Genomic DNA, 23,532 nt, shown 5'->3' with positions numbered 1-23,532 from the left:
CCTATTTGACGGTATTCCAGAACGGCGACAACACATCGCTGAACCGGTTGTCTACGAATTGCGTAAAGGTGGGCTTGTGCTCGATCTGTCCCGATTGGGCGAATGCTTCAGCGAGTTGCTGCTCGGAGGCGGTCACCGCATCGGTGACGGGAATGGCCAGACGCAGACTTCGTGATTGCGCCAATTCGGCGACGGCCGGGTCGATTCCGATTGCCGCAGCGTACTTTTCGTACCACTGCTGTGGATGGGCCTTGGCCCAGAGGGAGGCGCGCGCGATGCGCTGCACGAGGTCGGACAGCGCGGAATTGCGTTTGGCATCCTCGAGCGCCGCGACCGAGGCGATCCCGAATCCGTAGCCGTTGCTGACGCCCTGCGCGGTGACCAAGGTGCGGACCTTGAGTTGCTTCTGCGCGAGGGCGGTGTAGGGGTCCCAGATGGCCCAGGCATCGGCCTGTCTCTGGCTCAGCGCCGTGACGGCGTCGGCCGGCTGGAGGAACACCAGCTGGATGTCCTTGACCGACAGGTTGGCCTTCTGCAGCTGAAGCAGCAGGTGTCCGTGCGCCGAACTGCCTTTGCCGACGAGGACCTTCTTGCCGCGGAGCTCGGCCACGGAATGGATGGGAGAGTCGGCAGGTATGAGGATCTGGTCGCCGCCAGCTTCATTCGAATACGCCGCTATGACACGGATTTTCGCGCCGGCCGCCGCGCCGAAGATCGGCGGGGTGTTTCCGGTGACGGCGAAGTCGATCTTGCCCGCGGTCGCGGCTTCGACCTGCGGCGGCCCCGAGGTGAACGTCGAGAACTGGACCTTGTAGGGGACGCTGTCGAGCTCCCCGGCGGCGCGCAGTAGTGCTTCGGTGCCGCCTTTCTGGTCGCCCACCTGGAGCGTCAGCCCCGACAGGTCCGATGCCGGAACCGACTGGGGGACAGCAAGGTCACTCTTGGTGTCGCGGCTGGAAACGCAGGCCGTCAGCATGGCGCCGACGGCGAGAAGGGCTACCAGTCGGGATATTCGGGAGTGCGTCACGGTCTCTCCTGTCAGACGCCGAGCTGCGTGAGCAATTCGGCGCGGTAGTACTCGGTGCGCCGGTCGCGCTGCCCGTGCGGTTGGCGGGGGTTTTCGATGTGCAAGGTGTGGGCCACGCGTCCGTGGTCGAGCACCACGATGGTGTCCGCCAGCGCGATCGCCTCGTCGACGTCGTGAGTGACCAGCAGTACTCCGAAACTGTGTTGGCTCCATAGGGTCAGCAGCAGGCGGTGCATGGAGAGCCGGGTCAGCGCGTCGAGCGCCCCGAACGGCTCGTCGAGCAGCAGCAGTTGCGGCTCCGCCACCAGCGCGCGGGCCAGTGAGACCCGTTGTGCCTGACCACCTGACAGGGTCAGCGGCCAGGCCTCGGCCTTGTCTGCCAGCCCGACTTCGGTCAAGGCCTGATCTGCGCGGGAAAGCGATTCGGCGCGGGACAATTTTGCGCGAGTCAGGCCGTAGCGGACGTTGTCGCGAACGGATCGCCACGGGAACAGCCGGGGCTCCTGGAAGGCGACGGCCGGCGCGCCCTGTACTGTGCGCCGACCTCGGTGCTCGCCGGCCAGACCGGACAGCACTCGCAGCACCGTCGACTTTCCGGATCCGCTCCGTCCGACCAGCGCGACGATCTCGCCCCGCTTCACTCGCAGGCTGACGTCATCGAGCACCCGATTGCGGCCGTACCATTTGGACACCGAGTGCAGCTCCGCCACGAGTGGCTCGGACACGGCAGGAGACTCGACGTGGGCCTCGTAAAGCGCTGTCATGGAATGCCTTTCAGATTCGATACCGCAGCGCACGACGCTCCAGAATGCGCACCAACCCATCGGTGACGATGCCGAGCAGCGCATAGATGACGAGCCCGAAGATGATGACGTCGATGCGCAAGAAGTCGCGCGCGTTGTTGATGAGGTAACCGACACCTGAGTCGGCGTTGATCTGCTCGGCCACGATCAATGTGAGCCAGGAGATGGCCAGGGATTGACGCAGCCCGACGAGAACCTGCGGAGCGGCGCTCGGGATGACGACGGTGCGCAGCCGCTGCAATGGCGAAAAACCCAGTACGGCAGCGGTTTCGAACAACTTTGGATCGACCTGGCGGATTGCCGACGAGGTATTGAGGTAGAGCGGGAACGCCGCGCCCAATGCCACCATGAGCACCTTGGGCAGTTCGCCGATCCCGAACCAGACGATGAAGAGCGGGATCAGGCCGAGATGAGGCAGGGCGCGGACCATCTGCATCGTCGGATCCACGGTGGCGTCCGCCCACTTCGAGAAGCCCACGAGGGCGCCGAGTACGGCGCCGATGATTCCGCCGAGCAGCAGGCCTTCAGCGGCGCGGATCCCGGAGATGCGCAATGCCTCTGCGAGCTGGCCATTCCCGATCAGTTCGATCCCGGCCTCCGCAATGGTCTGTGGCGCCGGCAGAATCTCGGGATCGATGAGGCCCCACGCGCTTCCGGCCTGCCAGGCGAGCAGAACCACCAGCGGGGACAGCCAGCGGACGATATCCCAGCGCCGCGCGTGAACCCTGCTGCGCCAGTGCGGCACTGCAGGTTCGGCGGCGGGGGCCACCGGCGTTACAGCGGCTACCGGGGCCTCGCGGGTCGTCATCACGCTCCTCACGTCGTCAGCGGTCGGTCAGGCGGGTACGCCATGGCACCGAAGGTAGGGGGCCGCGGACGGGCAGCGAAGAGTTACCGTCGCCCTGATTCCACGGGAACGGGGAAGATGGCACCATCGGTAGACGTGACATCGATGGACCGGCCCATGCCGCCGATGAATGCTGACGAACGAACGACGCTGGAGCGCTGGCTGGACTTCTATCGCGCCACGCTGGCCGCCAAATGCGACGGGCTGAGTGATGAGCAGTTGCGTACCGCGTCGGTGCCGCCGTCGGAGCTGACCTTGCTTGGCCTGCTGCAGCACGTGGCGGAGGTGGAACGGAATTGGTTTCGCCGAGTGCTGGACGGCGAACAAGTACTGTCGATTTACGGGCAGCGAGACCATCCCGAGGGCCACGACGGGGGATTCGAACTATCTCCGCGGTCATCACACGGGGCCGCAATGGACATCTGGCAGAACGAGATCGCACAGGCACGCGCCAACTGCGCTACGCGTGTACTCGATGACGCGATCCCGTTCATGGGCGGCGAAGTCACTCTGCGGTGGATCTACACCCACATGATCGCCGAATATGCCCGGCATTGTGGACACGCCGACCTGATCCGTGAACGTATTGATGGGGCCGTCGGCGTTTGAAATCGAGCAGGGCTCCCAGCCGAATGTAAGTTGATCAGAGGCGCGGCCGGGAAAGCGCCTCAGAGCCGGTACATTTCGCGGGCCATGGCGGCCTCTTCGAACGACGCCTCGCGCCGCGGTGGGTAATAGTCGGCCGGGTGCTGGGGCCAGTGCGTGCGGGTCCGGATCCAGATGCCCGCGCCGCTGACTGCGGCGACGAACTCCTGCGCGTTGTGGTGGAGCCATTCCCTCAGCATTTCTGCGGGGGCCGGGACATGTGCCTGTGTCATGCCACCGACGCTATGAAGATTCCCGGTCGCCGGCATCGAGCCACGGACTGCTCTTGAAGTGATACCGCAGTAGGACTTGAGGGTCGCCCCTGGACGGACACCCGGAGATGGCGGCGCGAGGCTAGGCCTGCCTCCTGCTGACGAAATCGTTTAGTGCCGAGCTGATTTCGGCTTCGTGCAGCGAACTCTTTGTCGCGCGCACCCGTCAGTCGGCCCGCAACGCGATTCGAAGCAGTATTCACGGGGCTCCAGGGGCAGATGCGTGTCGCCGGACTGGCGGGAATTCCCGAATATATTGCTCTGATCAGGCACTTCGTCCCTTGGCTGCGAAGTTTGGGCGATCGTATTGAAACGCCCCCGAAGAGTGGCGTAGATCACTATCATGCTCCGCGGGTGCTCTAATTTCAACGGAAATGGTGCCGATGAGCGAACGGGAAACCACCGCGGATTCTGCAGCGGACGACAGGCTGGAGTGGCTGCGAAAATCGGTGGGGGAGGGGCAATCGGGGGCGGCCCGCGCGGCGTGGAGTTGGATCGTCGAGCTGTCCACGCTTGCCGACAACGACGCCGACTCGGCCGAGGCGCAGCTCGACGGGCTCTTCCGGCTGGGCAGCCCACCACTCGATCTGGACGGCCCGACCGAGGGCATCTTGGTCATGACGACGACGAATCCCGCCCTCGACACGGTGACTCGAGCCATCACCGCGCTCTGGATGCCGTGGCAGGGCAAACGCTTCGACTCCGGCAGTGGCACCGGCGACAATCGGCTGACCCGGAGCACCGGATTGGTCGGCAAACTGCTGTGGCCGCTGTACTCGATGCGCGATGCGGAGTCGGGCAAACTCGCCTTCGATTTCGCCACGTACGTCGAAGCGGGCAAGGACGACCCCGACCGCCAGGTGATGGTCATCGATTACGCCAACGTGGAATCCAATCCGCGCCTGGTGATCCGCAGCATCCGCGACGAGCTGGTGGAGCTGGTACCGGGTGTCTACCTCGGCAAGATTCTGTTCCACACCGGCGCCGACCGGTACAGCAAGATCGGATATTTCGCGCTGCGCACGCATCGCTGACGGACCCCAGATCATTCGACGACCACCTGAAACCTCGAAAAAGAAATGGTGACAACATGATTCCGTCCCAGTGGCACGAATACCCCTCGCTCCTGCTGCAGCTGAATGCGCTGTCGAAGACCCGGGACGAGTTGCGCGAGCACAACCTGTACGAGGCGTACGGCATGCGGCCGTCCACTGACCTGGGCCAGCCCACCGACGAGGTGCGCCGCGCTCGTCAGCCCGACGGCACCTGGAACGACCTCGAAGACCCGCACATGGGGGCCAAGGGCACTGGTTTCGGCCGCAACGTGCCGCTGTCCATGACCGTCACTGACGTCAAGCGTCTCCTCAAGCCGGACCCGCGCGTGATCAGCCGCAGGCTGATGGCCCGTGACGACTTCAAGCCCGCCGGCATCATCAACGCCCTCGCCGCCGCGTGGCTGCAGTTCGAGAACCACAACTGGTTCTTCCACGGCGACGGCGTCCCGGACAAGACCATCGACATCCCGCTGAGCGCGGATGACCAGTTCCCCGAAAACCCGATGAAGATCCGGTGCACCATCCCCTTGCGCGGCGAGATCGCCGATGGTTGTCCCGCACCGGTTTTCGCCAACGCGGAGACCCACTGGTGGGACGGCTCCCAGGTGTACGGCAGCGGCAAGGAACGCCAGGCCGAGATCCGAACCTTCGTCGACGGCAAGGTCAAGGTCGACCCGAGCGGCCGCCTGCCCGAGAGCGACATCCCCGGCATCGACCTCACCGGGATGAAAGAGAACTACTGGGTCGGCACCGGACTGCTGCACACCATGTTCGCGCGTGAGCACAACGCCGTGTGCGACGCACTGAAGAAGGCCTACCCCAGCTTCGACGACCAGCGCCTCTTCGAACTCGGCGTGCTCGTGGTGTCGGCGCTCATCGCCAAGATCCACACCGTCGAGTGGACGCCGTGCGTGCTGCGTCACCCCGCGCTGCAGATCGGCATGAACGCGAACTGGTATGGCGCGCTTGGGGAAACGTTCCGCGACAGGATCGGCCGGATCGGCGACAGTGAAGCCCTCTCGGGCGTCGTCGGTTCGTCGGCCGACCACCATGGCGTTGCCTTCTCACTCACCGAGGAGTTCGTCTCCGTCTACCGGATGCACCCGCTGATCCCCGACGACTGGAACTTCTTCTCGCTGGAGTCCGGTGAGCACCTGGTCAAGGCGGACTTCACCCAGCTGCAGGGCAGCTATACCCGGGGGTTCATGGACAAGATCCAGATGGGTGACATGTGGTACTCGTTCGGTCTGGCCAATGCCGGCGCGGTGTGCCTGCACAACTACCCGAACGCGCTGCGCAACCTCACCCGCGTCGACGGCCAAGTCACCGACCTCGCGACCCTCGACATCGTGCGCGACCGCGAACGAGGGGTGCCGCGGTACAACGACTTCCGTGAAGCGCTGCGGATGCCGCGCCGCAAGACCATCGACGACATCACCCCGAACAAGCAGTGGGCCCGGGAGATCAACGAGGTCTACAACGGTGAAGTCGACGCCGTCGATCTCCAGATCGGCATGCAGGCCGAGCAGCCGCCGAAGGGATTCGGGTTCTCGGACACCGCTTTCCGCATCTTCATCCTGATGGCCTCGCGCCGGCTCAAGAGCGACCGCTTCTTCACCAACGACTTCAAGCCCGAGGTGTACACCCAGGTCGGCTTCGACTGGGTGAACACCAACACCATGAAGGACGTCATGTTGCGGCACTACCCAGAACTGGAGCCGGTGATCGGTGACGTCGAGCGGGTGTTCGCGCCATGGCCGAAGCTGGGTGCGCCGGTGCCGGGGAAGAAGAACCCGGTGGTGCAACTGGCCGACTCCGTCCGCGCTTACCTGCCCTGGGGCTGACGGACAATGGCCGAGGGCTTTCCGCACGCATCCATCGTCGAAGGCGTTCGGTTCACCGCTCAGATCGGGGTGCCGAATGTCCTTCTGGGACTGTTCAACAAGAGAGAACTCCCCACCCGCATCGCGTCCGGTTTGAGTTCGGACTACTTGGGGTACCAGCTCGTCGAAGGCATGGTCCGCAGTTACGGCCCCAGTCCGTTCTATGTCCGGGTCGTCGCCGACGAGGCATTGCTGGTGCATCACCCCGACGACCTGGAGTTCGTGTTGAGTGGATCACCCGACCCGTTCGCCTCCGACCCGAAGCCCAAGCGGGACGGCATGGCGGCGTTCCAGCCCGACGCACTGACCATCTCCCGCGGTCAGCCTTGGGAGGACCGGCGCCGGTTCGCCGAAGCCGTGCTGGATACCGGGCACCCGGTACACCGATTGGCGCAGGCGTTCGTCGAGAAGGTTGCGCGCACGGTGGCGGGCCTCGGTTCCGGTGCGCTGCGGTGGTCGGACTGGAACGCCGCATTCCAGCGGTTGACGCGGTGTGTGGTCTTCGGTGACAAAGCTGCCGACGATACCCGGCTCACCTCACAGCTCGGCGAACTGATGTCCGCCGGCAACGGGATGCCAGGCGAGCCCGCGGCCGGCTATCCGGAATTCTTGGCACACATCGAGTCCTACCTGCATAACCCGGAGCCGGGCAGTCTGGCCGCGCTCATCGCGGAAACTGCCCCGCCGGAGACCGCGAGCCCCGCGAGCCAGGTCATCCACTGGCTGTTCGCGATGGGGGACACGCTGGCGGCCAACGCATTCCGGACGCTGGCGGTGCTCTCAACGCACGCGGAGAACCTGAATGAGGTCCGGGCGGAGATGGCCTCCGCCGACATCAATTCGGGGCAGGGCATCGCCTCGCTGAAGTACCTCGGCGGGTGCCTGCTCGACACCATGCGGTTGTGGCCGACCACGGGATTGTTCGGACGGGTCGCGACGCGGGATATCGAATTCCCCAGTGGCGCAGTGCTGCCCGAAGGCAAGCAGGTCCTCATCTACAACGTGTTCAACCACCGAAATCGCGACCGGATCCCCTACGCCGACCGGTTCTCACCGGGCGAGTGGGTCAGCGGGGATGCCGGAAGCGACTGGTCGTACAACTTCTTCAGCCACGGCCCGCAGGGTTGTCCGGGCGCCGGATTGTCGGTGTTCCTCGGTGAGGCGTTCCTCGCACATGTGCTGAGCGAAACCGCACCGGTGCTGCGCGGCGCTACGCTGAACCCACAGAAGTCACTGCCGCACAGTATTGATCTGTACGGAATCAGCATCGAACGCTAGATGGACCATTCGGTCGTCAACGCGACCGTGCGATGGAGGGGACCTTTGTGACGACGACCGCCGGACATCTCCGCTACGCCCTCGATGGACGTTGGCGCGAGGTGAAAGACCTTATTCGGCAAGAACTTTCCGTTGACCTGTTCAAACCGCACTACACCCCGGACACGGCGGTGGCCCGAGCCAAGGTCACCGAGCAGATGAAGTACATGGCGTCGCGCGGCGCCGCCGAGGACGCCTTCGCGAAGGGCCACGGCGGCACCGGCGATGCGGGCGCCACCATCGCCCGCATCGAGATGCTGGCCATGAGTGATCTGTCGTTGATGGTCAAGGCCGGGGTGCAGTGGGGTCTGTTCGGCGGCGCGATCGATAATCTGGGCACGGAACGTCATCACGAGGCATACGTGCGCAAGGCCATCGATCTCGATCTCGTCGGCTGCTTCGCCATGACGGAGACGGGGCACGGCAGTGACGTGCAGTCCCTGGAGACCACCGCCACGTACGATCCGGCCACCGGAGAATTCGTCATCGATTCACCGACCCGCACCTCGCGCAAGGACTACATCGGCGGTGCGGCCGAATCAGCCGAGGTGGCAGCAGTTTTCGCGCAGCTGATCACCAAGGGCGAAAATCATGGCGTGCACTGCTTCGTGGTGCCGCTGCGCGACGAGTACGGCAACGACCTGCCCGGCATCCGCACGTCGGACTGCCACTACAAGGGCGGGTTACCCGGTGTCGACAACGGCCGCATTCAGTTCGACCATGTGCGGATCCCGCGGGAGAACCTGCTCAACCGCTACGGCGACGTCGCCGAGGACGGGACCTACTCGTCCCCGATCGACAGCCCCAACCGGCGGTTCTTCACCATGCTGGGCACGCTGATCCGCGGCCGGGTGACGGTCGGCGGGAGCGCTGCGGCGGCGGCCCGTGTCGCATTGGATATCGCGACCCGGTATGCGCTGCAGCGCAGGCAGTTCGAGGCGCCGTCAGGGGCAGGCGCGAAGCGACCGGGGGATACGACACAGACCGACGAGGAAGTCCTCATCATGGACTACCTGGTGCATCAGCGTCGGCTGCTGCCGTTGATCGCGAAGTCCTATGCGCTGCAGTTCGCCCAGAACGAGCTGGTGTCGGACCTGCACGATCTGACAGCGGTCGCGGAACCCGACGGTGAGGTGCAACGCGAACTGGAGGCGCGGGCCGCGGGCCTGAAGGCCGCCGCGACGTGGCATGCCACCAAGGCCATCCAGGAGTGTCGCGAGGCCTGCGGTGGTGCCGGGTATCTGGCGGAGAACCGGTTGATCGAGCTGAAGGCCGACACCGACGTGTTCACCACCTTCGAAGGCGACAACCACGTCCTGACGCAGCTGGTGGCCAAGCACCTGCTCACCGAATATGCCGACGACATCAAGGGCATGAGCCCGTTCGAGTGGGTGAAGTTCGCCACCAGCACGGCCCGGGAGCGCGTCCGCAGGAGCACCGGCACCGAGACCATCCTGCAGAACCTCCTCGACACGCGGCAGGACAACGAGGAGGAGGGCAGCCTTTTCAACCGCGGCACCCAGGCCAAGATGTTCGAGGACCGGGCCGACTACCTGCTGTCGACAGTGGCCCGCCGCTTGCAGGCCAACTCCAAAGAGATGAGCCCCTTCGAGGCGTTCAACTCCGTGCAGGATCATGTGCTGCATGCGGCGTCGGCGCACATCGACCGCATCGTGTTCGAGTCCTTCGCCGCCGGGATCGACGCGTGCACGGATCCTGAGACCCGAGAGACCTTCGGCCTCGTGTGCGATCTGTATGCGCTGTCGGTGATCGAAGAGGACAAGGCCTGGTACATCGAGCACCGCTTCCTGTCCATGGACCGGGCCAAGGCCGTCACCGCCGGGATCAACGACCGCTGCCGCAAGCTCCGGCCGTACGCCGAGGTGCTGGTCGACGGGTTCGGGATTCCCGAGCAGCTGCGCTACGCCGAGATGCTGCATCCGGAGCGCATCCCGGAGATCTAGAAAGTCGTCCTGAAAAAGTGTCGGAATAGCGATGGCTGATTGCTCCTAGCTGGTGAACGGCGCCCACGGGGGCTCCGACCAGCCAAGGAGAACGCCATGACCGCTGTATCCGTCCGCCGCCGCTCAGCCGCTGCTGCCGCCCTGCTTGCCGCCGGAGCGATCGCCGGCGCGCTCGGCTCGGCCGGCCCGGCGAGCGCCGGTGTCAACAGGTACCTCGCCATCGCGTTCTCGCCGGCGACGGGCCAGTGGGGCTACACCCAGAGCCTGTTGGACGCGAACCAGGCCAAGTACGACGCCGTCGGGTACTGCCTCAACAAGGGCGGCACCGACTGCCGCATCGTGGTGTGGGGCGACAACGAATGCGCGGCGCTCGCAACGAGTCCCAACCCGTTCAACCACAGGCTCCTATGGGGCACCGGCGTGGCTCAGACGCAGAAGGAGGCCGAGACGAAAGCCCGGTTGTCGACGTCGTTCGGCGGCACCGTCGTCCTGTCGTTCTGCTCGCTGGGGACCGAGCACTGACAGGGGCAGGAGCCCACGAAATTGCGCGAGTGGCGGTAGCTTCGTCCACAACGAGTTGCGGACGGCGAGAGGAAACCGCCATGGATCTGAAGAAGGCGATGCTGTTCGCGGCCGCAGGCGCGGCGGCGGGGGTGCTCTTCGCGCCCGGTGCCCAGGCCGACATCTGTGACCCGTCGGTGACCGTCTGTCAGGGCGGTGAAATCAGCGGCCCGACGTCGGTGCCTGCCGCGTCGCCGTCGGTCATCGCGAGCGATGACGAGTTCCCGTTCGGCGATGACGAGTGGTACCTGTATCCCGGCACCGGCGTCATCAACCACTGGGGCGGCGGCGGACACCGGTAGCCCACGCGCTCAGTGCGCGTCGCCGGTGCTCGCGATTTTCCTGGCCAGCGCGGCAAGTTTGTCGTCCAATGGGAGTGCCGCCTTACGTAGCGGCGGACTGTCGTCGACAACCATCATCGACGCGACGGCTTGACGGAGGTCAGGCTGCTGCGATTGTCATCCTCGTCCGTCAGAAGAATCTAGGGACACGATGCAGGTCACTTTCGCAGGCTGATCGCCGAGGCTGCGCTTAGGAGTCAAATCGGTTGTGCGATTGGCGCATAAGCTCATTCTCGGCGGTTGTATTTTCGCGGCCCCAACTTGTCGTACCCCTCTGCTTTGATGGTGTTATGTCCACGACGGCAATGGCTTTCGATGTTGAGACGCCGTCGCCGTGTGAGCGTCTTGATGCGTTCGTCGTGGAGATCGGTGAGTTGATCGGTCAGCGCAACGCGATCGATGGCCGCCTGGTGGAGATTGTTGCCGAGATCGATCGCGACGCGTTGTGGGGCGCGACGGGGGCGCGGTCGCTGAGCTCGTTGGTGGCGTGGAAGACCGGGGTGTCGCCGCGTAATGCGGAGGTCATGGTGGCGGTCGCGCACCGGATCGAGGAGTTCCCGCGCTGTGGCGAGGCGATGCGTGCGGGCCGGTTGTCGCTGGATCAGGTCGGCGTCGTTGCCGAGCATGCCGCCGAGGGTTCTGATGAGCATTACGCCCAGTTCGCCGAAAGTGCCACGGTCACCCAACTACGGACTGCGGTGAAGCTCGAACCGCGCCCCGATCCCGAGCCGGAATCGAAGCCGGAATCGGAGCGGTCGATCCGCAAGACCACGCATGAGGACGGGTCGACCACATACAAGGTTCGGTTGCCGAAGTTGGAGGCCGCGAAGTTCGACGTGGCGATGGCGTCCCATCAGGATGCGTTGGTCGCGGACTGGAAACGCGACCGCGACGATGAGCAACCCTCGGAGCAGGCGGCGCCGTTCCCGAACCAGGTGGACGCGTTCATGAGCCTGGTCGAGGCCGGCTGGGACACCGACGTCGCCCTGCGCCCGCACGGGCAGCACACCACCGTGGTCGTGCACGTGGACATCGACCATGACAGTGCCGCGTTGCACATGGGGTCGGTGCTCACCGACGAGGAACGTCGACTGCTGTTGTGTGACGCGACGTGTGAGGTGTGGCTGGAGAAGCATGGTCAGCCGTTCGGTGCCGGCCGGTCCACGCGCACCATCAGTCGGCGGCTGCGTCGCGCGTTGGAACATCGGGACCGCTGCTGCCGGGTCCCGGGGTGTGGGGCGACCCGTGGTCTGCATGCGCATCACATCATTCATTGGGAGAACGGCGGGGTCACCGAGCTGCACAACCTGGTGCTGGTGTGCCCGTATCACCACCGGCTGCACCACCAGCGGGTCATCACCATCACCGGCCCGGCCGATCGGCTGGTGGTCACCGATGCCGCGGGCCGACAGCTCAGTGGAGGGTCGTTGGCGCGGCCACCGACGGCACCGTTTCCTGATGTGCGGCCGTGTCCCGGACCGACCGGGGAACGCGCCCAATGGTGGTGGTACCAACCCTTCGAACCACCACCCACAACGTCGACCAACTAGACGCGGCTTGCCCTGCAACGCCGCGGGCTAGATGCGGGCCAATGGCCACATTGGTCACTCGCACACCAACTTTGGCCCCCGATTGGCGCTTATTGACTTGGTCGCACTATTTTTTCTGAGGTGATCTCCTCAGCTGTTGGCGTCGTTGCCCGCTGGTCTGCTCCCCTCCTGGCTGTCGCGGCCGTGGCTGGCGTGGGCCTGTCCGTCGACCCGGCGCCGCGCGCCGACAACCCGGCGATCCGCCTGGTCGACGACAGCAACCCGCTGGCCGGCCGGCCCTTCTACGCCGATCCGATCTCGAAGGCCAGGGCTGCCGCGGCCCAGTCCGACCCACCCAGCCCCGAGCTCACCGCCATCGCCAACACGCCGCAGGCCTACTGGCTGGACCAGGCGTTCCCCGCATCCACCGTCGGCGGCACGGTCGCTGGGCTGGCCGGCGCCGCGAACGCCGCGGGCGCCACTCCCGTGCTGGTGCTGTATGGCATCCCGCACCGCGACTGCGGGAGCTACGCCGCGGGCGGATTCGGTTCGGCCGACAGCTACCGGGCGTGGATCGACAGCATCGCGGCGGGTCTGGGTGGCTCGCCGGCGGCGATCATCGTCGAGCCCGACGCACTCGCCATGGCCGACTGCCTCTCCGGCGGTCAGCGTCAGGAGCGCTTCGACCTGATCCGCTACGCCGTCGACACGCTGACCCGCGATCCGGCCGCAGCGGTCTACATCGACGCCGGGCACTCGCGCTGGGTGAGCGCCGAGACCATGGCGTCGCGCCTGAACGATGTCGGTGTCGCCAAGGCGCGGGGCTTCAGTCTCAACACGACGAACTACTTCACCACCGGTGAGGAGATCGGCTACGGCGAGGCCATCTCGGGCCTCACCAATGGTGCGCACTACGTCATCGACACTTCGCGCAACGGTGCCGGCCCGGCCGAGGGCGACCCGATGTACTGGTGCAACCCCGATGGCCGCGCACTGGGTGCCGCACCTACGACCGACACCGCCGGTGCGCACGCCGACGCGTACCTCTGGGTCAAGCGGGTCGGTGAGTCCGATGGGTCGTGCGGCCGCGGGGAGCCCGGTGCGGGCACCTTCGTGAAGTCGTTCGCCATCGATCTGGCTCGCAACGCGGCACATTGATTCCGCGGTGGCCTGACGGACGATTGGCCGGTCGCCTATGGAGTTACTGGCCCATCACGTATTTGACGGTGGGGCCGGTCGTCCAGCCGCCGTCGACCGCGATCTCGGCGCCGGTGACGTATGAGGCTGCGCGCGACAGCAGGTAAGTGACTGCGCCGGCGATCTCGTCGGCCTCGCCCACGCGACCCATCGGCGTGTTGGGGTAGTTGCCCTCGCCCAGCTGGATGCCGACCTCCGCCGTCATCGGCGTGTAGGTCATGCCGGGATGCACGGAGTTCACCCGGATGCGGTCGGTGCCCAGTTCGACGGCAGCGATCTTGCTCAGGCCGCGGACCGCCCATTTGGAGGCGCCATATCCGGCGGTCAAGGCCAGGCCCATCAGGCCGGCGGCCGAGGAGATGTTGACGATAGAGCCGCCACCGGCCGCGCGCATCGGCGCGATGACGGCCTGAATGCCGTTGAAGACACCGACCAGGTTGACGTCGAGCACGGTGCGGAAGTGCTCCAGCGGCTCGTGCTCGATGAACTGTCCGGTGGAGATACCGGCGTTGTTGACCAGGCCCGTGATCTTGCCGAACTCCGCGACCGTCAGCGCGACGGTCGCGTCCCACTCGCCACGATCGGTGACGTCGAGATGCGTGTAGCGCGCCGCGTTCCCGAGCTCGGTCGCCAGTTGCCGCCCCTCGTCGTCCAGCACGTCGGCGATCACGACCTTGCCGCCGCTGGCCACAATGTGCTGCGCCATCGACGCACCGAGACCGCGTGAGCCACCGGTGACGATCGCCACCACGTCCGACAAGCTATCCGAATCTGCCATCGCAGCACTCCCTTTCGACGCCTCAGGGCGCGGATCGCCATCGGGTCCGCCCGCGTGAGCAGGCAATCACATCTATTCGTCACCGGCGGGTGAGCTCCCACCCCGTGGGACTCGAATTGGTCGATGCCGGATCGGCGCCGTGATGTTGGGTAGCCAATCCGTGACTAATCTTTGACCGAAATATTGACGCGCCGTACGGATTTGGGCGATCCGCGGCCCATACCATGACCGTGTTCAACCATGCGGCCAGCGACAAAGGGGTCGGATATATGCGGGTGTTAGTACACGGCGTCCTTGCTGTGGTCGTGGTCGCCACGACCACCACTGGCGGCGCGCTCGGCATTGAGACGGCAGGCATCCGATTGCCGTTGGGCTCGATCATCGAGTCGACGCAGCCGACGCAGGGCCTTCCGGTCGGCGTCGCACATCCCGTCGTGGTGACATTCAAGCAGCCGATCACCAACCGCGCCGCCGCCGAGATGGCCTTGGACGTGACGTCGACACCTGCGATGTCCGGCAAGTTCGAATGGCTGGATAACAAAGTGGTGCAATGGGTTCCGGATGGATTCTGGCCCGCGCACAGCACCATCAAGCTGACCGTCGGTGGTCAGCCGATGGCCTTCACCACGGGTCCGGCCGTCGTCGGGACCGCCCACGTGGCGGACCACACCTTCACCGTGACGATCGACGGTCAGACGCCACCGGATATGCCGGCGCCACATCATCTTCCGCACCTCGGCGAGTCGGGCGTTCTGCTCGCGACCATGGGCCGGCCGGAGTATGAGACACCGGTTGGCAAGTACACCGTGTTGGCGAAAGACCGCAATGTGCTTATGGATTCGAGCAGCGTTGGCATTCCCGTCGATAATCCGGACGGGTACATGACGGACGTCGAGTTCGCGGTACGGATCAGCCGGCGCGGACTGTTCGTACATTCGGCGCCATGGGCCGTCGAGTCGATGGGTTTTGAGAACGTCAGCCACGGTTGTATTGGTTTGGCGCCCGCGGCAGCCGAGTGGTACTTCAACACCGTCAACATCGGCGACCCGGTCATCGTGGAGCCTTAGCCTTAGCCCTGCGTCGCAAGACAATTCGTCCTTGCCCATCCGTTGACCCTGTGTCTACGGCGGTCGTTACTCGCAAAAGTTGGCCCTCGGCGCAGGGTCAATGGGCTGGCTGGCGTTTGGGTGGTTGAGGCTGTGTCTGTGGCGGACGTTGCTCGCAGGAGTTCGCTCTCAGCGCAGGGTCAACGGGCGGAGAGCCCTCAGCGCGGGGTCACCGCGACCAGACGCATGAAGCACCCGAGCCGCGCGGGCTCGGGTGCTTCAGTGAAAGCGATTGTGCAGCTAGATGGTTCAGTTCTGCGGGCCCGGCTGGGTCGGCAGGTTGGGGGTGGGGCCGCCGGCGTCGACGGGCCGCAGGGTCCGGGCTTCCTTGCCCTCCGTGATACCGCCCATGTCCATCGGGATCGCAGCGGGCGCCGCGGCAATCGGGATGGGTGCGCCGATGGGTAGGCCCGCGGGGATGGGCGGGACGATCGGGGGCACCGCAGCCGGCACAGGCGGGACGACGGCGGGAACCGGCGGGACCGCGGCCGGGACGACCGGCGCGGCGGCCAGGGGGCCGATGATGCCCGAGGACTCGACGGCAGGGGCGGCGCAGGGTACAGCCCCGGCAGCCGCGGCGGGTGCCCCAGCTGCAGGTGCCGCGGCTCCCGCGTCGCATGAATATCCGCCAGTCTTCAGTGGGACTGCCGCGGCGCTGGGGCTCACGGCCACGGCGGTAGCGCACACCCCAGCGCTGGCAACTATTTTCACAGCGATTCGACCAAAGCTGATCATCACCGGCGTCTCCTTGAATGTGCCCTTAAATTACAGCGCCGAAAATTTGCGCAGCTGAACCGTAGGGCACCGCGAGAGGCTGGGTCTAGACATGTTTTCAATCGGATGCGTGCTCGACATGGGACTGAGCCGCGAACGTGACCGCACCGTTTCAATCGCCTCAAAGTCCTCACAGAAAGGTCTCAAGGGGCAATCGGGCGGTGCTGGAACCCGTTGCGAGGCTAGCAAACTCGACGACGCACCGCGCGAAGCCGGGCTAGCGGGCCGCGTCTCCGGCCAATAGCCTGGCCAACTCCTCCTCGGCGCGACGTTCCACGAGGAGCGGGACGAAGTCCCGAATCGTGCTGTCGGCGAACTGGTCGCGCGCGCCCGCGATGACGGTTGTCACCCGAGCCGGGGGCAGGTCCGCAAACTTGGCCGTCAGGCGGTTCTCGATTTCGGTGAATACCTGCTCTTCTGTCTTGGCGGACATGCCGTCGATCCTTCTTGGCGGCGTTGACGGCTGTCAACGCAGACGGGGTGACGTGTAGGCGAACTAACAATTAAGGGCGCCGTGTGAGGCGGCGGAAATGTCGGAGGCCCTCCTAGGGTTGTAAACGACGGCGGGCCTAGCGGCCCCGTCCGGCCGTACCCCGTTGACGAGAGGCTCGCCCATGTCCGGCACCCCGGAGTCCCGACCGCCGTTCCCGCCGTTCGATGAAGTGACGGCACTGACGAAGGTGCAAGCGGCCGAGGATGCGTGGAACACCCGCAATCCTGAATTGGTGGCCACGGCCTATACCCCGGACTCGGTATGGCGTAACCGCGACACCTTTGTGACGGGCCGCGATGCCATTGTGGATTTCCTGACGGCCAAGTGGGAACGCGAGCTCGACTATGTACTCCGCAAGAGCCTGTGGGGCTTCCGCGGGAACCGGATGGCCGTCCGATTCCAGTACGAATGGCACGACCACGGCGGGCAGTGGTGGCGCAGCTACGGCAACGAGCTGTGGGAGTTCGACGACAACGGGCTCATGCGGCGCCGCGAAGCCAGCATCAATGATCTACAGATCGCCGAATCGGAGCGGCGCTGGTTCGGCGTCCGTCCGGATTCGGAACGCGGGCCGGGTCTCGATATTCCGCTTCAGTAGCTAGCGCTGCCGCAGCGCGCTGATGCCCTCATCCAGGGCGGCCTCGAGATAGGTGAGGTCGCCGGTGGCGAGCATGATCCCGACTCCGCCCTGGATGCCGGCCAGCAGCGCGGCAGCCGCACGCTCGGGGTCGACGGCACGAGCAATCTTGTCCTGCTGCTGCATCGCGGCGATTCCTTCGGCGATGGCGCTGCGCCAAGAGTCGATCAGCTCGGTGGTGACCGCCTGCGCGCCGGTACTGGTGCGGCCGATCTCGGACATCAATACGGCAATCGGACAGTTCTGGCCCTGCCGGCGGTACCGCTCGACCACCACGTCCCGCCAGCGTTGCCAGGCCGCCCATGAGGTGAGCGAGCTCAGATGGGGCTGCTGGTCGTCGAGCACTCGCTGTGATTCGAGAGTTGCGACGGCAAGCAGCAGCTGATCTTTCCCATGCGGAAAGTAATGGAATATCTGGCTTTTCGACGTACGGGTCCGTGCCATGACGTCTTCGATGGTGGTCTGTGCGACACCGCGCTCCCGGATTTCGGCTGCGGCGCCATCGATGATCCGGGCCCGGGTGGCCTGCCCCTTGGACGTCAGTTTTTGGACTTGCAGGTCCATTTTGTCCGGTGGAGCATGTGGACTCATGAGTCCAAAAGATACGCGATTGTCTGACCGCACAGCGCTGGTCACGGGTTCCACCGGAGGCCTCGGGGTGGCGATCGCCCGCAGGCTGGCCGACGAAGGCGCGCATGTCGTGGTCAGCGGCAGGAATACCGAGCGCGGCAACGAACTGGTTGCCGCGATCCGGGCGGCCGGTGGCGGGGCGTCGTTTGTCGCCGCTGACCTGGCGGGTGGCGATGGCGCCATTCGGGTTCTTGCCGAGCGCGCCACGGAGGCAGCGGGCGGGCGGCTGGACATCCTGGTGAACAACGCCGCCACCCTGCTGATGCCGACACCTACGGGTGATATCGCTCCCGCGGTGCTGCGAGAGGCGTTCGAGGTCAACGTCTTTGCGCCATTTCTGCTCACCGGTGTGATTGCCCCTGAGATGGTTCGACACGGTGGCGGGGCCGTGGTGAACATCGGGTCGATCACCGGACTACGTGGGGCCAGCGGTTCGGCGATCTACAACTCGAACAAGGCAGCGATCCATTCGCTCACCACATCCTGGGCCGACGAGTACGGACCCTTATCGGGGTTCGGGTCAACGCGGTGGCGCCAGGGCCGATCGCGACCGAGCGGCAACAGGAATTCGTCGATCACGTCCAGCCGGTGCTCGACCGGCTGCCGTCCCGACGGATGAGCACGCCGGAGGAGGTGGCTGCCTCGGTGGCGTTCCTGGTCAGCGATGACGCCGCCAACATCCACGGTGTCGTCCTCAGCGTGGATGGCGGTTGGGCGGCGGTCTGATGCCTGGACTTCTCATCTCTGAAACAGATGCATGCCATCGAAATCTATCGTTGGACACGATGTGGATCAGCCGGTGGGATAGGTGTCGTGCGCCGCGGTGGTGAATCGTGGGCACCGTATTGAGAAGGCCTGAGAGGAACGACGACCCGTGAACGGCTTCAGCAGAAGGCAGTTCGGCTTGATGGCGACCGCAGCGGTCGGTGCGGCGTCGTTGGCGGCGTGCGGGTCGTCATCCGCGCCGCCGCCGGTCGCCAAGACGACGCCTCCGCCCGCTCCGGAGCACAACCTGAATGCGGTCAAGCAGATTCGCGCCGGCGATCTCAACGTCGGTTACGTCGAAGCGGGACCGGCGGACGGTCCACCGGTCATCCTGTTGCACGGCTGGCCGTACGACATCCACAGCTACGCAGACGTTTCCGCGCTGCTGGCCGACCAGGGCTTCCGGGTGATCGTGCCGTATCTCCGCGGCTTCGGCTCGACCCGGTTCCTGGCCGACACCACGGTCCGCAACGGCCAGCAAGCCGCGCTGGCTGCGGACGTGGTGGCCCTGATGGATGCGCTCAACATCCCGCGGGCAATCCTGGGCGGTTTCGACTGGGGTGGGCGCACGGCCAATGCTGTTGCGGCACTGTGGCCGCAGCGGGTTGCGGGTCTGGTCGCGGTGAGTGGGTACATCGTGGTCAACCTGGCGGCCAACCTGCAGCCGTTGGATCCGAACGCAGAGTTGGGTTGGTGGTACCAGTACTACTTCGCCACGCCGCGCGGTGAGCTCGGCTACCGGCAGAACACCAAGGCGTTCAATCGGCTGATCTGGTCGCAGGCGTCGCCGCGGTGGCACTTCACCGATGCGGCATACGGACTGAGCGCAGCCGCGTTTGACAATCCCGACCACGTCGCCATCGTGATCCACAACTACCGGTGGCGTCTGAGCCTCGCGGCGGGTGAAAGTCGTTACGACGCAGATGAACAACGTTTGCAGGGCAGGCCGCTGATACATGTCCCCACCATCACGATCGCCAGTGACTTCGATGGTGGGGCGAAAGATGGCGCCGGATATCGGTCGATGTACACGGGGACATATGAACACCGCGTTCTCGATGGAATTGGCCACAACGTACCGCAGGAGGCGCCCGCGCAATTCGCTGCCGCGGTGGTTGACGTGAGCCGAATGTCATCCCGCTGATCGCCCCGAGAGAGATTGTGCAACAACCTGACGAAAGGTGACATCACCGATGTCAATGGTCGACGATCCGATCACCCGTAACCCGATCTCGTCGCTATCCGGATGGCGGCTGACCTGGACACTGGTTCTCGCAATCGCAATCAGCACCACCGCGGTGGCGGTGACTGTGGGTGGTGTGGCCGGGGCCAACGAGGGCATCCGGATCACCGCGCGGACCTCGGCTGTGTTGTTCCTGCTGGCATTCACCGCCTCGTCGGCTTACCGGCTGTGGCCCAACGACATCACCAAATGGGTGCGTCGCAACCGGCGTTATCTCGGCGTCGCCTTCGCCGGGTCGCATCTGGTCCACGCGGGATTCATCGTCGCGTCCGTGATTCTGAGCAGCGCGCGCTTCAAAGCCGGCGTCGCGCGCACCCCGGAGGCCGTGTACATCCTCGACACGATTGCCTACGGATTCATCATCGCGATGACTGTCACCTCGTTCGACCGGATTGCCGACCGGATGCAGTATGCGACCTGGCGACGGCTACATGTCACCGGCAATTACGTGATCTGGTTGACCTTCTTCGTCGCGTACTGGCGTCGCGGGATCACCTACCCGCTGTTCTACGGGCCGTTCTTGCTCATTGTTTTGGCGGCCTTGGTGATTCGTTCGGTTGGCAAGGTCAAGCGCAAGTCCGCAGCGGCGGAACGCTGACGGCTATCGGCCCGCCAGGCTCCGGCTGATCACCAGTCGCTGAATCTGGTTGGTGCCCTCGAAGATCTGCATGATCTTGGCTTCCCGCATGAAGCGCTCCACGCGGTAGTCGCGGGTATAGCCGGCACCGCCCAGCACCTGGACCGCATCGGTGGTCACCTTCATGGCGGCATCGGTGGCGACCAGTTTGGCCACCGAGGCGTTGCGCGAGTACGGCAGTCCGGCATCGCGCCGGCGCGCGGCATCCAGGTAGGTGGCCCGGGCCGAGTCGACGGCGGCGGCCATGTCGGCGAGTAGGAAGCCCAGCCCTTGGTGATCGATGATCTTGCGGCCGAAGGTCGTTCGCTCCTGGGCGTAGGCCACCGCCTGATCCAGCGCGGACTGAGCCAGACCGACCGCTACGGCGGCGACACCGAGCCGGCCGGCGTCGAGCGCGCTGAAGGCGATCGGCAGGCCCTGTCCTTCGGCGCCGATACGACGCTCGGCGGGCAGGAAAACGCCGTCGTAGTGCGCCGACGTGGTGGGCACCGCGTGCAGGCCCATTTTCTCCTCGGGCCGGCCGAAGCTGAGTCCCTCGATGCCCTTCGGCACCAGGAAGCATGAAATCCCTTGCGAACCTTCGCCACTGCGGGCAAATAGGGTGTAGAAGTCGGCGAGTCCACCGTGCGTGATCCACGCCTTCGAGCCGGTGATGCGGTACCCGTCGTCGGACGGAACGGCTTTGCACGCCAGTGCGGCGGCGTCGGAGCCGGCCTGTGGTTCGGACAAGCTGTAGGCACCGACCACGTTGCCGCTCAACATCTCTGGCAGCCAGCGCTCCCGCTGCTCGTCGGTGCCGAACGTCATCAGCGGGTGGCACGACAAGCTGTGCACGCTGACCGCGATGGCGACCGACGCCCACCGGGCGGCGAGTTCCTCGAGGACCTGGAGATACACCTCATAGGGTTGGCCGCCGCCGCCCCACTCCTCGGGGTACGGCAGGCTCAGTAGCCCCGCCTCGCCCAGGGTGGGGAACACCCCGTCCGGGTACGTCTCGTCCTTCTCGTGCTTGTCGACGATCGGATCCAGCACCTTGTCCGCGATGTCGCGGGTCAGGTCGATGAGCGCGTGGGCTTCGTCGTTGGGCAAGAGGCGATCAACAGGCACCGGGTACTCCACTAATACGTCGGACAGTACTGAATTACCTGACACAGTACTGTTTGAGTAGTACTGAGTAAAGGCCGGCAGTACTATGCCGATGTGAGCGCGCGCCCGTCCCCGGCATTCGGTACCCGCCGTCGCACCGAACTGTTCGACGCCCTGATCACGTTGTTCCTCGACGAGGGGTTCGCGCACCTCACGCTCGATGACATCGCCGGGCGACTGCGGTGCTCGAAGTCGACGCTGTACACCCTCGCCGGCAGCAAGGAGCAGCTGGTCCGCGCCGCGACCGTGCAGTTTTTTCGTCAGGCCACCGACGAGGTGGAGCAGCTCGTAGCCGGCGTCGATGGCGCCCGAGCCCGGATCACCGCCTACCTGTCGGCAGTGGGGACGGTGCTGGACGCGGCGTCGGACCAGTTCATGGCAGACCTGGACGCCTTCACCCCGGCCCGCAGCGTCTACGAGAAGAACACGCAGATCGCGGCTCGTCGGGTGCAGGAGATGATCGCCGAAGGTGTCGAAAGCGGTGAATTCCGTGATGTCCATGCAGCATTCGCCGCCGATGTGGCGTCGACCATGATGGTGCGGATCCAGCAGCGCCGGGTGCGTGAGAGTACCGGACTCGACGATGCGAGTGCATATCGCGAGCTCGCGGCGATTCTCACGGCGGGAATCAACGCCTGACCCAGCCGCCTGACGTCACCACCCGACGTCGTGTTTGTTGCAACTCGATAAGCATGGCCCAATAGTCCGATCAAGATCAGTAGCCTCGTGCGGTGGACCGCAGAACCGCTCTCAAGGTGCCGCTGCTGCTGGCAGCGGGTTCTGCCATGGCCGGATTTTCCGGGTTGGCCCCGGCGTCTGCCGCGGGAACGCGCTGGACGCCCGAACGCGCCAACAGTTGGTACCAGGGGCAGGGCTGGCTGGTCGGCGGGAACTACATCACGTCCACTGCGGTCAACCAGCTGGAGATGTTCCAGTCGGGTACCTACGACCCCGGTCGCATCAGCGCCGAACTCGGTGCCGCCCGCTGGTTCGGCTTCAACACCGTTCGGGTCTTCCTGCACGATCTGCTGTGGGCACAGGACCCACAGGGCTTCTCGCAGCGCCTGACGCAGTTCGTGAGCATCGCGTCGAACCACGGCATCAAGCCGCTGTTCGTCTTCTTCGATTCGTGCTGGGACCCGCATCCGACGCTCGGCGTGCAGCGGGCGCCGACGCCGGGTGTGCACAACTCAGGCTGGGTGCAGAGCCCTGGTGCGGACCGGCTCGGTGACCCGAAGTACCGAGCCGTCCTACAGAACTACGTCACCGGGGTGCTGAATCTGTTCCGCAATGACAACCGCATCGTCGGGTGGGACCTGTGGAACGAGCCGGACAACCCGGCCAACGTCTATCGCAAGGTCGAGCGCGGCGACAAGATGCAACTCGTCGCCGACCTGCTGCCGCAGGTGTTCGCCTGGGCGCGAGCTGTCGACCCGGTGCAACCACTGACAAGCGGTGTCTGGCAGGGCAATTGGGCCAACCCCGCGCAGCGCAGCGCCATCGCGTCGATCCAGCTGGACAACTCGGACATCATCTCGTTCCACAGCTATGCCAAGCCGGCCGACTTCTCGGCCCGGATCGACGAGCTCGCACCGCTGGGCCGGCCCATCATCTGCACCGAGTACCTGGCCCGCAACCAGGGCAGTACCGTCGAGGGCATTCTGCCAATCGCCAAGCAGCGCAACGTCGGTGCGTACAGCTGGGGTCTGGTGGCGGGAAAGACCCAGACCTACTTCCCCTGGGATTCGTGGGACCACCCCTACCCAGCGGAGCCGAAGACCTGGTTCAGTGATCTGCTCTACCCCAACGGGCGGGCCTTCCGCGACAGCGAAGTGCTCACCGTACGGAAGCTGACCGGAGCAACCGGCCAGACCTAGTGCGA

Annotated in this window: 24 protein-coding genes and 1 pseudogene; 16 read left to right on the top strand and 9 right to left on the bottom strand. The window is 65.3% G+C overall.

All coding sequences use genetic code 11. From position 1 onward, the window contains the following. Position 1: 1 nt before the first annotated feature. The 3 genes from AC3WTE_RS26595 to AC3WTE_RS26585 all read right to left on the bottom strand — a co-directional run bounded on the left by AC3WTE_RS26595 (position 2) and on the right by AC3WTE_RS26585 (position 2,638). Positions 2-976, bottom strand: a complete 975-nt coding sequence (locus AC3WTE_RS26595) for an ABC transporter substrate-binding protein (RefSeq protein WP_492442410.1) — start codon at positions 974-976, stop codon at positions 2-4. Positions 977-1,038: 62 nt separating this feature from the next. Then, positions 1,039-1,791 (bottom strand): ABC transporter ATP-binding protein, encoded by a 753-nt coding sequence (locus AC3WTE_RS26590; RefSeq protein ID WP_492442374.1) that lies wholly within the window; start codon positions 1,789-1,791, stop codon positions 1,039-1,041. 10 nt (positions 1,792-1,801) lie between these two features. Beyond that, a complete protein-coding gene (locus tag AC3WTE_RS26585) occupies positions 1,802-2,638 on the bottom strand; it encodes an ABC transporter permease (RefSeq protein WP_492442372.1) in 837 nt (278 codons plus the stop codon). A gap of 117 nt (positions 2,639-2,755) precedes the next feature. Here AC3WTE_RS26585 and AC3WTE_RS26580 point away from each other — a divergent pair, with 117 nt between their 5' ends. Further along, the gene (locus AC3WTE_RS26580) at positions 2,756-3,286 is read left to right on the top strand and encodes a DinB family protein (RefSeq protein ID WP_492442370.1); all 531 of its coding nucleotides are present in this window, start codon (positions 2,756-2,758) and stop codon (positions 3,284-3,286) included. Between the two features lie 59 nt (positions 3,287-3,345). On the opposite strand, the gene AC3WTE_RS26575 is transcribed toward AC3WTE_RS26580, so the two are convergent. Further along, the gene (locus AC3WTE_RS26575) at positions 3,346-3,555 is read right to left on the bottom strand and encodes a hypothetical protein (RefSeq protein ID WP_492442368.1); all 210 of its coding nucleotides are present in this window, start codon (positions 3,553-3,555) and stop codon (positions 3,346-3,348) included. A gap of 422 nt (positions 3,556-3,977) precedes the next feature. Here AC3WTE_RS26575 and AC3WTE_RS26570 point away from each other — a divergent pair, with 422 nt between their 5' ends. The 8 genes from AC3WTE_RS26570 (at position 3,978) to AC3WTE_RS26535 (ending at position 13,402) form a co-directional block, all read left to right on the top strand. After that, positions 3,978-4,628 carry a hypothetical protein gene (locus tag AC3WTE_RS26570; protein ID WP_492442367.1) on the top strand — a complete coding sequence of 217 codons (651 nt, stop codon included), beginning with the start codon at positions 3,978-3,980 and terminating at the stop codon, positions 4,626-4,628. A 56-nt stretch (positions 4,629-4,684) separates the two neighbouring features. Next, positions 4,685-6,493 carry a peroxidase family protein gene (locus AC3WTE_RS26565; RefSeq protein WP_492442365.1) on the top strand — a complete coding sequence of 603 codons (1,809 nt, stop codon included), beginning with the start codon at positions 4,685-4,687 and terminating at the stop codon, positions 6,491-6,493. A gap of 6 nt (positions 6,494-6,499) precedes the next feature. After that, on the top strand, positions 6,500-7,810 hold the full coding sequence (locus AC3WTE_RS26560; protein ID WP_492442363.1) for a cytochrome P450: 1,311 nt from the start codon (positions 6,500-6,502) through the stop codon (positions 7,808-7,810). 47 nt (positions 7,811-7,857) lie between these two features. Continuing rightward, on the top strand, positions 7,858-9,813 hold the full coding sequence (locus tag AC3WTE_RS26555) for an acyl-CoA dehydrogenase family protein (protein ID WP_492442361.1): 1,956 nt from the start codon (positions 7,858-7,860) through the stop codon (positions 9,811-9,813). Between the two features lie 96 nt (positions 9,814-9,909). Then, positions 9,910-10,335 carry a DUF4189 domain-containing protein gene (locus AC3WTE_RS26550; RefSeq protein WP_492442360.1) on the top strand — a complete coding sequence of 142 codons (426 nt, stop codon included), beginning with the start codon at positions 9,910-9,912 and terminating at the stop codon, positions 10,333-10,335. A gap of 80 nt (positions 10,336-10,415) precedes the next feature. Beyond that, positions 10,416-10,676: a hypothetical protein gene (locus AC3WTE_RS26545; RefSeq protein WP_492442358.1), complete on the top strand. Its 261-nt coding sequence runs from the start codon at positions 10,416-10,418 to the stop codon at positions 10,674-10,676. A gap of 329 nt (positions 10,677-11,005) precedes the next feature. Continuing rightward, on the top strand, positions 11,006-12,265 hold the full coding sequence (locus tag AC3WTE_RS26540; RefSeq protein WP_492442356.1) for an HNH endonuclease signature motif containing protein: 1,260 nt from the start codon (positions 11,006-11,008) through the stop codon (positions 12,263-12,265). Positions 12,266-12,385: 120 nt separating this feature from the next. Continuing rightward, positions 12,386-13,402 (top strand): glycoside hydrolase family 6 protein, encoded by a 1,017-nt coding sequence (locus AC3WTE_RS26535; protein ID WP_492442354.1) that lies wholly within the window; start codon positions 12,386-12,388, stop codon positions 13,400-13,402. Between the two features lie 43 nt (positions 13,403-13,445). On the opposite strand, the gene AC3WTE_RS26530 is transcribed toward AC3WTE_RS26535, so the two are convergent. Continuing rightward, positions 13,446-14,219: a glucose 1-dehydrogenase gene (locus AC3WTE_RS26530; RefSeq protein WP_492442353.1), complete on the bottom strand. Its 774-nt coding sequence runs from the start codon at positions 14,217-14,219 to the stop codon at positions 13,446-13,448. Positions 14,220-14,488: 269 nt separating this feature from the next. Here AC3WTE_RS26530 and AC3WTE_RS26525 point away from each other — a divergent pair, with 269 nt between their 5' ends. Continuing rightward, positions 14,489-15,286 carry a L,D-transpeptidase gene (locus AC3WTE_RS26525; RefSeq protein WP_492442351.1) on the top strand — a complete coding sequence of 266 codons (798 nt, stop codon included), beginning with the start codon at positions 14,489-14,491 and terminating at the stop codon, positions 15,284-15,286. A 288-nt stretch (positions 15,287-15,574) separates the two neighbouring features. Here the strand turns inward: AC3WTE_RS26525 and AC3WTE_RS26520 are convergent, their stop codons facing one another. Further along, entirely contained in the window at positions 15,575-15,991 is a 417-nt protein-coding gene (locus AC3WTE_RS26520) for a hypothetical protein (protein WP_492442349.1), read from the bottom strand. A gap of 325 nt (positions 15,992-16,316) precedes the next feature. Further along, a complete protein-coding gene (locus tag AC3WTE_RS26515) occupies positions 16,317-16,532 on the bottom strand; it encodes a three-helix bundle dimerization domain-containing protein (RefSeq protein ID WP_492442347.1) in 216 nt (71 codons plus the stop codon). 181 nt (positions 16,533-16,713) lie between these two features. Here AC3WTE_RS26515 and AC3WTE_RS26510 point away from each other — a divergent pair, with 181 nt between their 5' ends. Then, the gene (locus tag AC3WTE_RS26510) at positions 16,714-17,190 is read left to right on the top strand and encodes a nuclear transport factor 2 family protein (RefSeq protein ID WP_492442345.1); all 477 of its coding nucleotides are present in this window, start codon (positions 16,714-16,716) and stop codon (positions 17,188-17,190) included. Here the strand turns inward: AC3WTE_RS26510 and AC3WTE_RS26505 are convergent, their stop codons facing one another. Next, positions 17,191-17,793 (bottom strand): TetR/AcrR family transcriptional regulator, encoded by a 603-nt coding sequence (locus AC3WTE_RS26505; protein ID WP_492442408.1) that lies wholly within the window; start codon positions 17,791-17,793, stop codon positions 17,191-17,193. Positions 17,794-17,818: 25 nt separating this feature from the next. On the opposite strand from AC3WTE_RS26505, the pseudogene AC3WTE_RS26500 reads away from it, so the two are divergent. From AC3WTE_RS26500 to AC3WTE_RS26490, 3 genes and pseudogenes are all read left to right on the top strand, one after another. Beyond that, positions 17,819-18,585, top strand: a pseudogene (locus AC3WTE_RS26500) (SDR family NAD(P)-dependent oxidoreductase). A gap of 181 nt (positions 18,586-18,766) precedes the next feature. Further along, positions 18,767-19,768, top strand: coding sequence for an alpha/beta fold hydrolase (locus AC3WTE_RS26495; protein ID WP_492442343.1), 1,002 nt, complete (start codon positions 18,767-18,769; stop codon positions 19,766-19,768). A 49-nt stretch (positions 19,769-19,817) separates the two neighbouring features. Next, the gene (locus tag AC3WTE_RS26490) at positions 19,818-20,465 is read left to right on the top strand and encodes a hypothetical protein (RefSeq protein ID WP_492442342.1); all 648 of its coding nucleotides are present in this window, start codon (positions 19,818-19,820) and stop codon (positions 20,463-20,465) included. Positions 20,466-20,468: 3 nt separating this feature from the next. On the opposite strand, the gene AC3WTE_RS26485 is transcribed toward AC3WTE_RS26490, so the two are convergent. After that, entirely contained in the window at positions 20,469-21,611 is a 1,143-nt protein-coding gene (locus AC3WTE_RS26485) for an acyl-CoA dehydrogenase family protein (protein ID WP_492442340.1), read from the bottom strand. A gap of 93 nt (positions 21,612-21,704) precedes the next feature. On the opposite strand from AC3WTE_RS26485, the gene AC3WTE_RS26480 reads away from it, so the two are divergent. Further along, on the top strand, positions 21,705-22,289 hold the full coding sequence (locus AC3WTE_RS26480) for a TetR/AcrR family transcriptional regulator (protein ID WP_492442338.1): 585 nt from the start codon (positions 21,705-21,707) through the stop codon (positions 22,287-22,289). A gap of 92 nt (positions 22,290-22,381) precedes the next feature. Beyond that, positions 22,382-23,527 carry a cellulase family glycosylhydrolase gene (locus tag AC3WTE_RS26475; protein ID WP_492442337.1) on the top strand — a complete coding sequence of 382 codons (1,146 nt, stop codon included), beginning with the start codon at positions 22,382-22,384 and terminating at the stop codon, positions 23,525-23,527. Positions 23,528-23,532: the final 5 nt, after the last annotated feature.

It is taken from the genome of Mycobacterium sp. FW102-FHT13B02, from assembly GCF_058790275.1.
This window is presented reverse-complemented; position numbering and strand designations above follow the sequence as displayed.

What these genes read in the sequence shown, in the direction of transcription:
- AC3WTE_RS26595 (WP_492442410.1), bottom strand. Translation starts at nt 976, where the DNA reads ATGCTGACGGCCTGCGTTTCCAGCCGCGACACCAAGAGTGACCTTGCT.
- AC3WTE_RS26590 (WP_492442374.1), bottom strand. Translation starts at nt 1,791, where the DNA reads ATGACAGCGCTTTACGAGGCCCACGTCGAGTCTCCTGCCGTGTCCGAG.
- AC3WTE_RS26585 (WP_492442372.1), bottom strand. Translation starts at nt 2,638, where the DNA reads ATGACGACCCGCGAGGCCCCGGTAGCCGCTGTAACGCCGGTGGCCCCC.
- AC3WTE_RS26580 (WP_492442370.1), top strand. Translation starts at nt 2,756, where the DNA reads ATGGCACCATCGGTAGACGTGACATCGATGGACCGGCCCATGCCGCCG.
- AC3WTE_RS26575 (WP_492442368.1), bottom strand. Translation starts at nt 3,555, where the DNA reads ATGACACAGGCACATGTCCCGGCCCCCGCAGAAATGCTGAGGGAATGG.
- AC3WTE_RS26570 (WP_492442367.1), top strand. Translation starts at nt 3,978, where the DNA reads ATGAGCGAACGGGAAACCACCGCGGATTCTGCAGCGGACGACAGGCTG.
- AC3WTE_RS26565 (WP_492442365.1), top strand. Translation starts at nt 4,685, where the DNA reads ATGATTCCGTCCCAGTGGCACGAATACCCCTCGCTCCTGCTGCAGCTG.
- AC3WTE_RS26560 (WP_492442363.1), top strand. Translation starts at nt 6,500, where the DNA reads ATGGCCGAGGGCTTTCCGCACGCATCCATCGTCGAAGGCGTTCGGTTC.
- AC3WTE_RS26550 (WP_492442360.1), top strand. Translation starts at nt 9,910, where the DNA reads ATGACCGCTGTATCCGTCCGCCGCCGCTCAGCCGCTGCTGCCGCCCTG.
- AC3WTE_RS26545 (WP_492442358.1), top strand. Translation starts at nt 10,416, where the DNA reads ATGGATCTGAAGAAGGCGATGCTGTTCGCGGCCGCAGGCGCGGCGGCG.
- AC3WTE_RS26540 (WP_492442356.1), top strand. Translation starts at nt 11,006, where the DNA reads ATGTCCACGACGGCAATGGCTTTCGATGTTGAGACGCCGTCGCCGTGT.
- AC3WTE_RS26530 (WP_492442353.1), bottom strand. Translation starts at nt 14,219, where the DNA reads ATGGCAGATTCGGATAGCTTGTCGGACGTGGTGGCGATCGTCACCGGT.
- AC3WTE_RS26525 (WP_492442351.1), top strand. Translation starts at nt 14,489, where the DNA reads ATGCGGGTGTTAGTACACGGCGTCCTTGCTGTGGTCGTGGTCGCCACG.
- AC3WTE_RS26515 (WP_492442347.1), bottom strand. Translation starts at nt 16,532, where the DNA reads ATGTCCGCCAAGACAGAAGAGCAGGTATTCACCGAAATCGAGAACCGC.
- AC3WTE_RS26510 (WP_492442345.1), top strand. Translation starts at nt 16,714, where the DNA reads ATGTCCGGCACCCCGGAGTCCCGACCGCCGTTCCCGCCGTTCGATGAA.
- AC3WTE_RS26505 (WP_492442408.1), bottom strand. Translation starts at nt 17,793, where the DNA reads ATGGACCTGCAAGTCCAAAAACTGACGTCCAAGGGGCAGGCCACCCGG.
- AC3WTE_RS26495 (WP_492442343.1), top strand. Translation starts at nt 18,767, where the DNA reads ATGGCGACCGCAGCGGTCGGTGCGGCGTCGTTGGCGGCGTGCGGGTCG.
- AC3WTE_RS26490 (WP_492442342.1), top strand. Translation starts at nt 19,818, where the DNA reads ATGTCAATGGTCGACGATCCGATCACCCGTAACCCGATCTCGTCGCTA.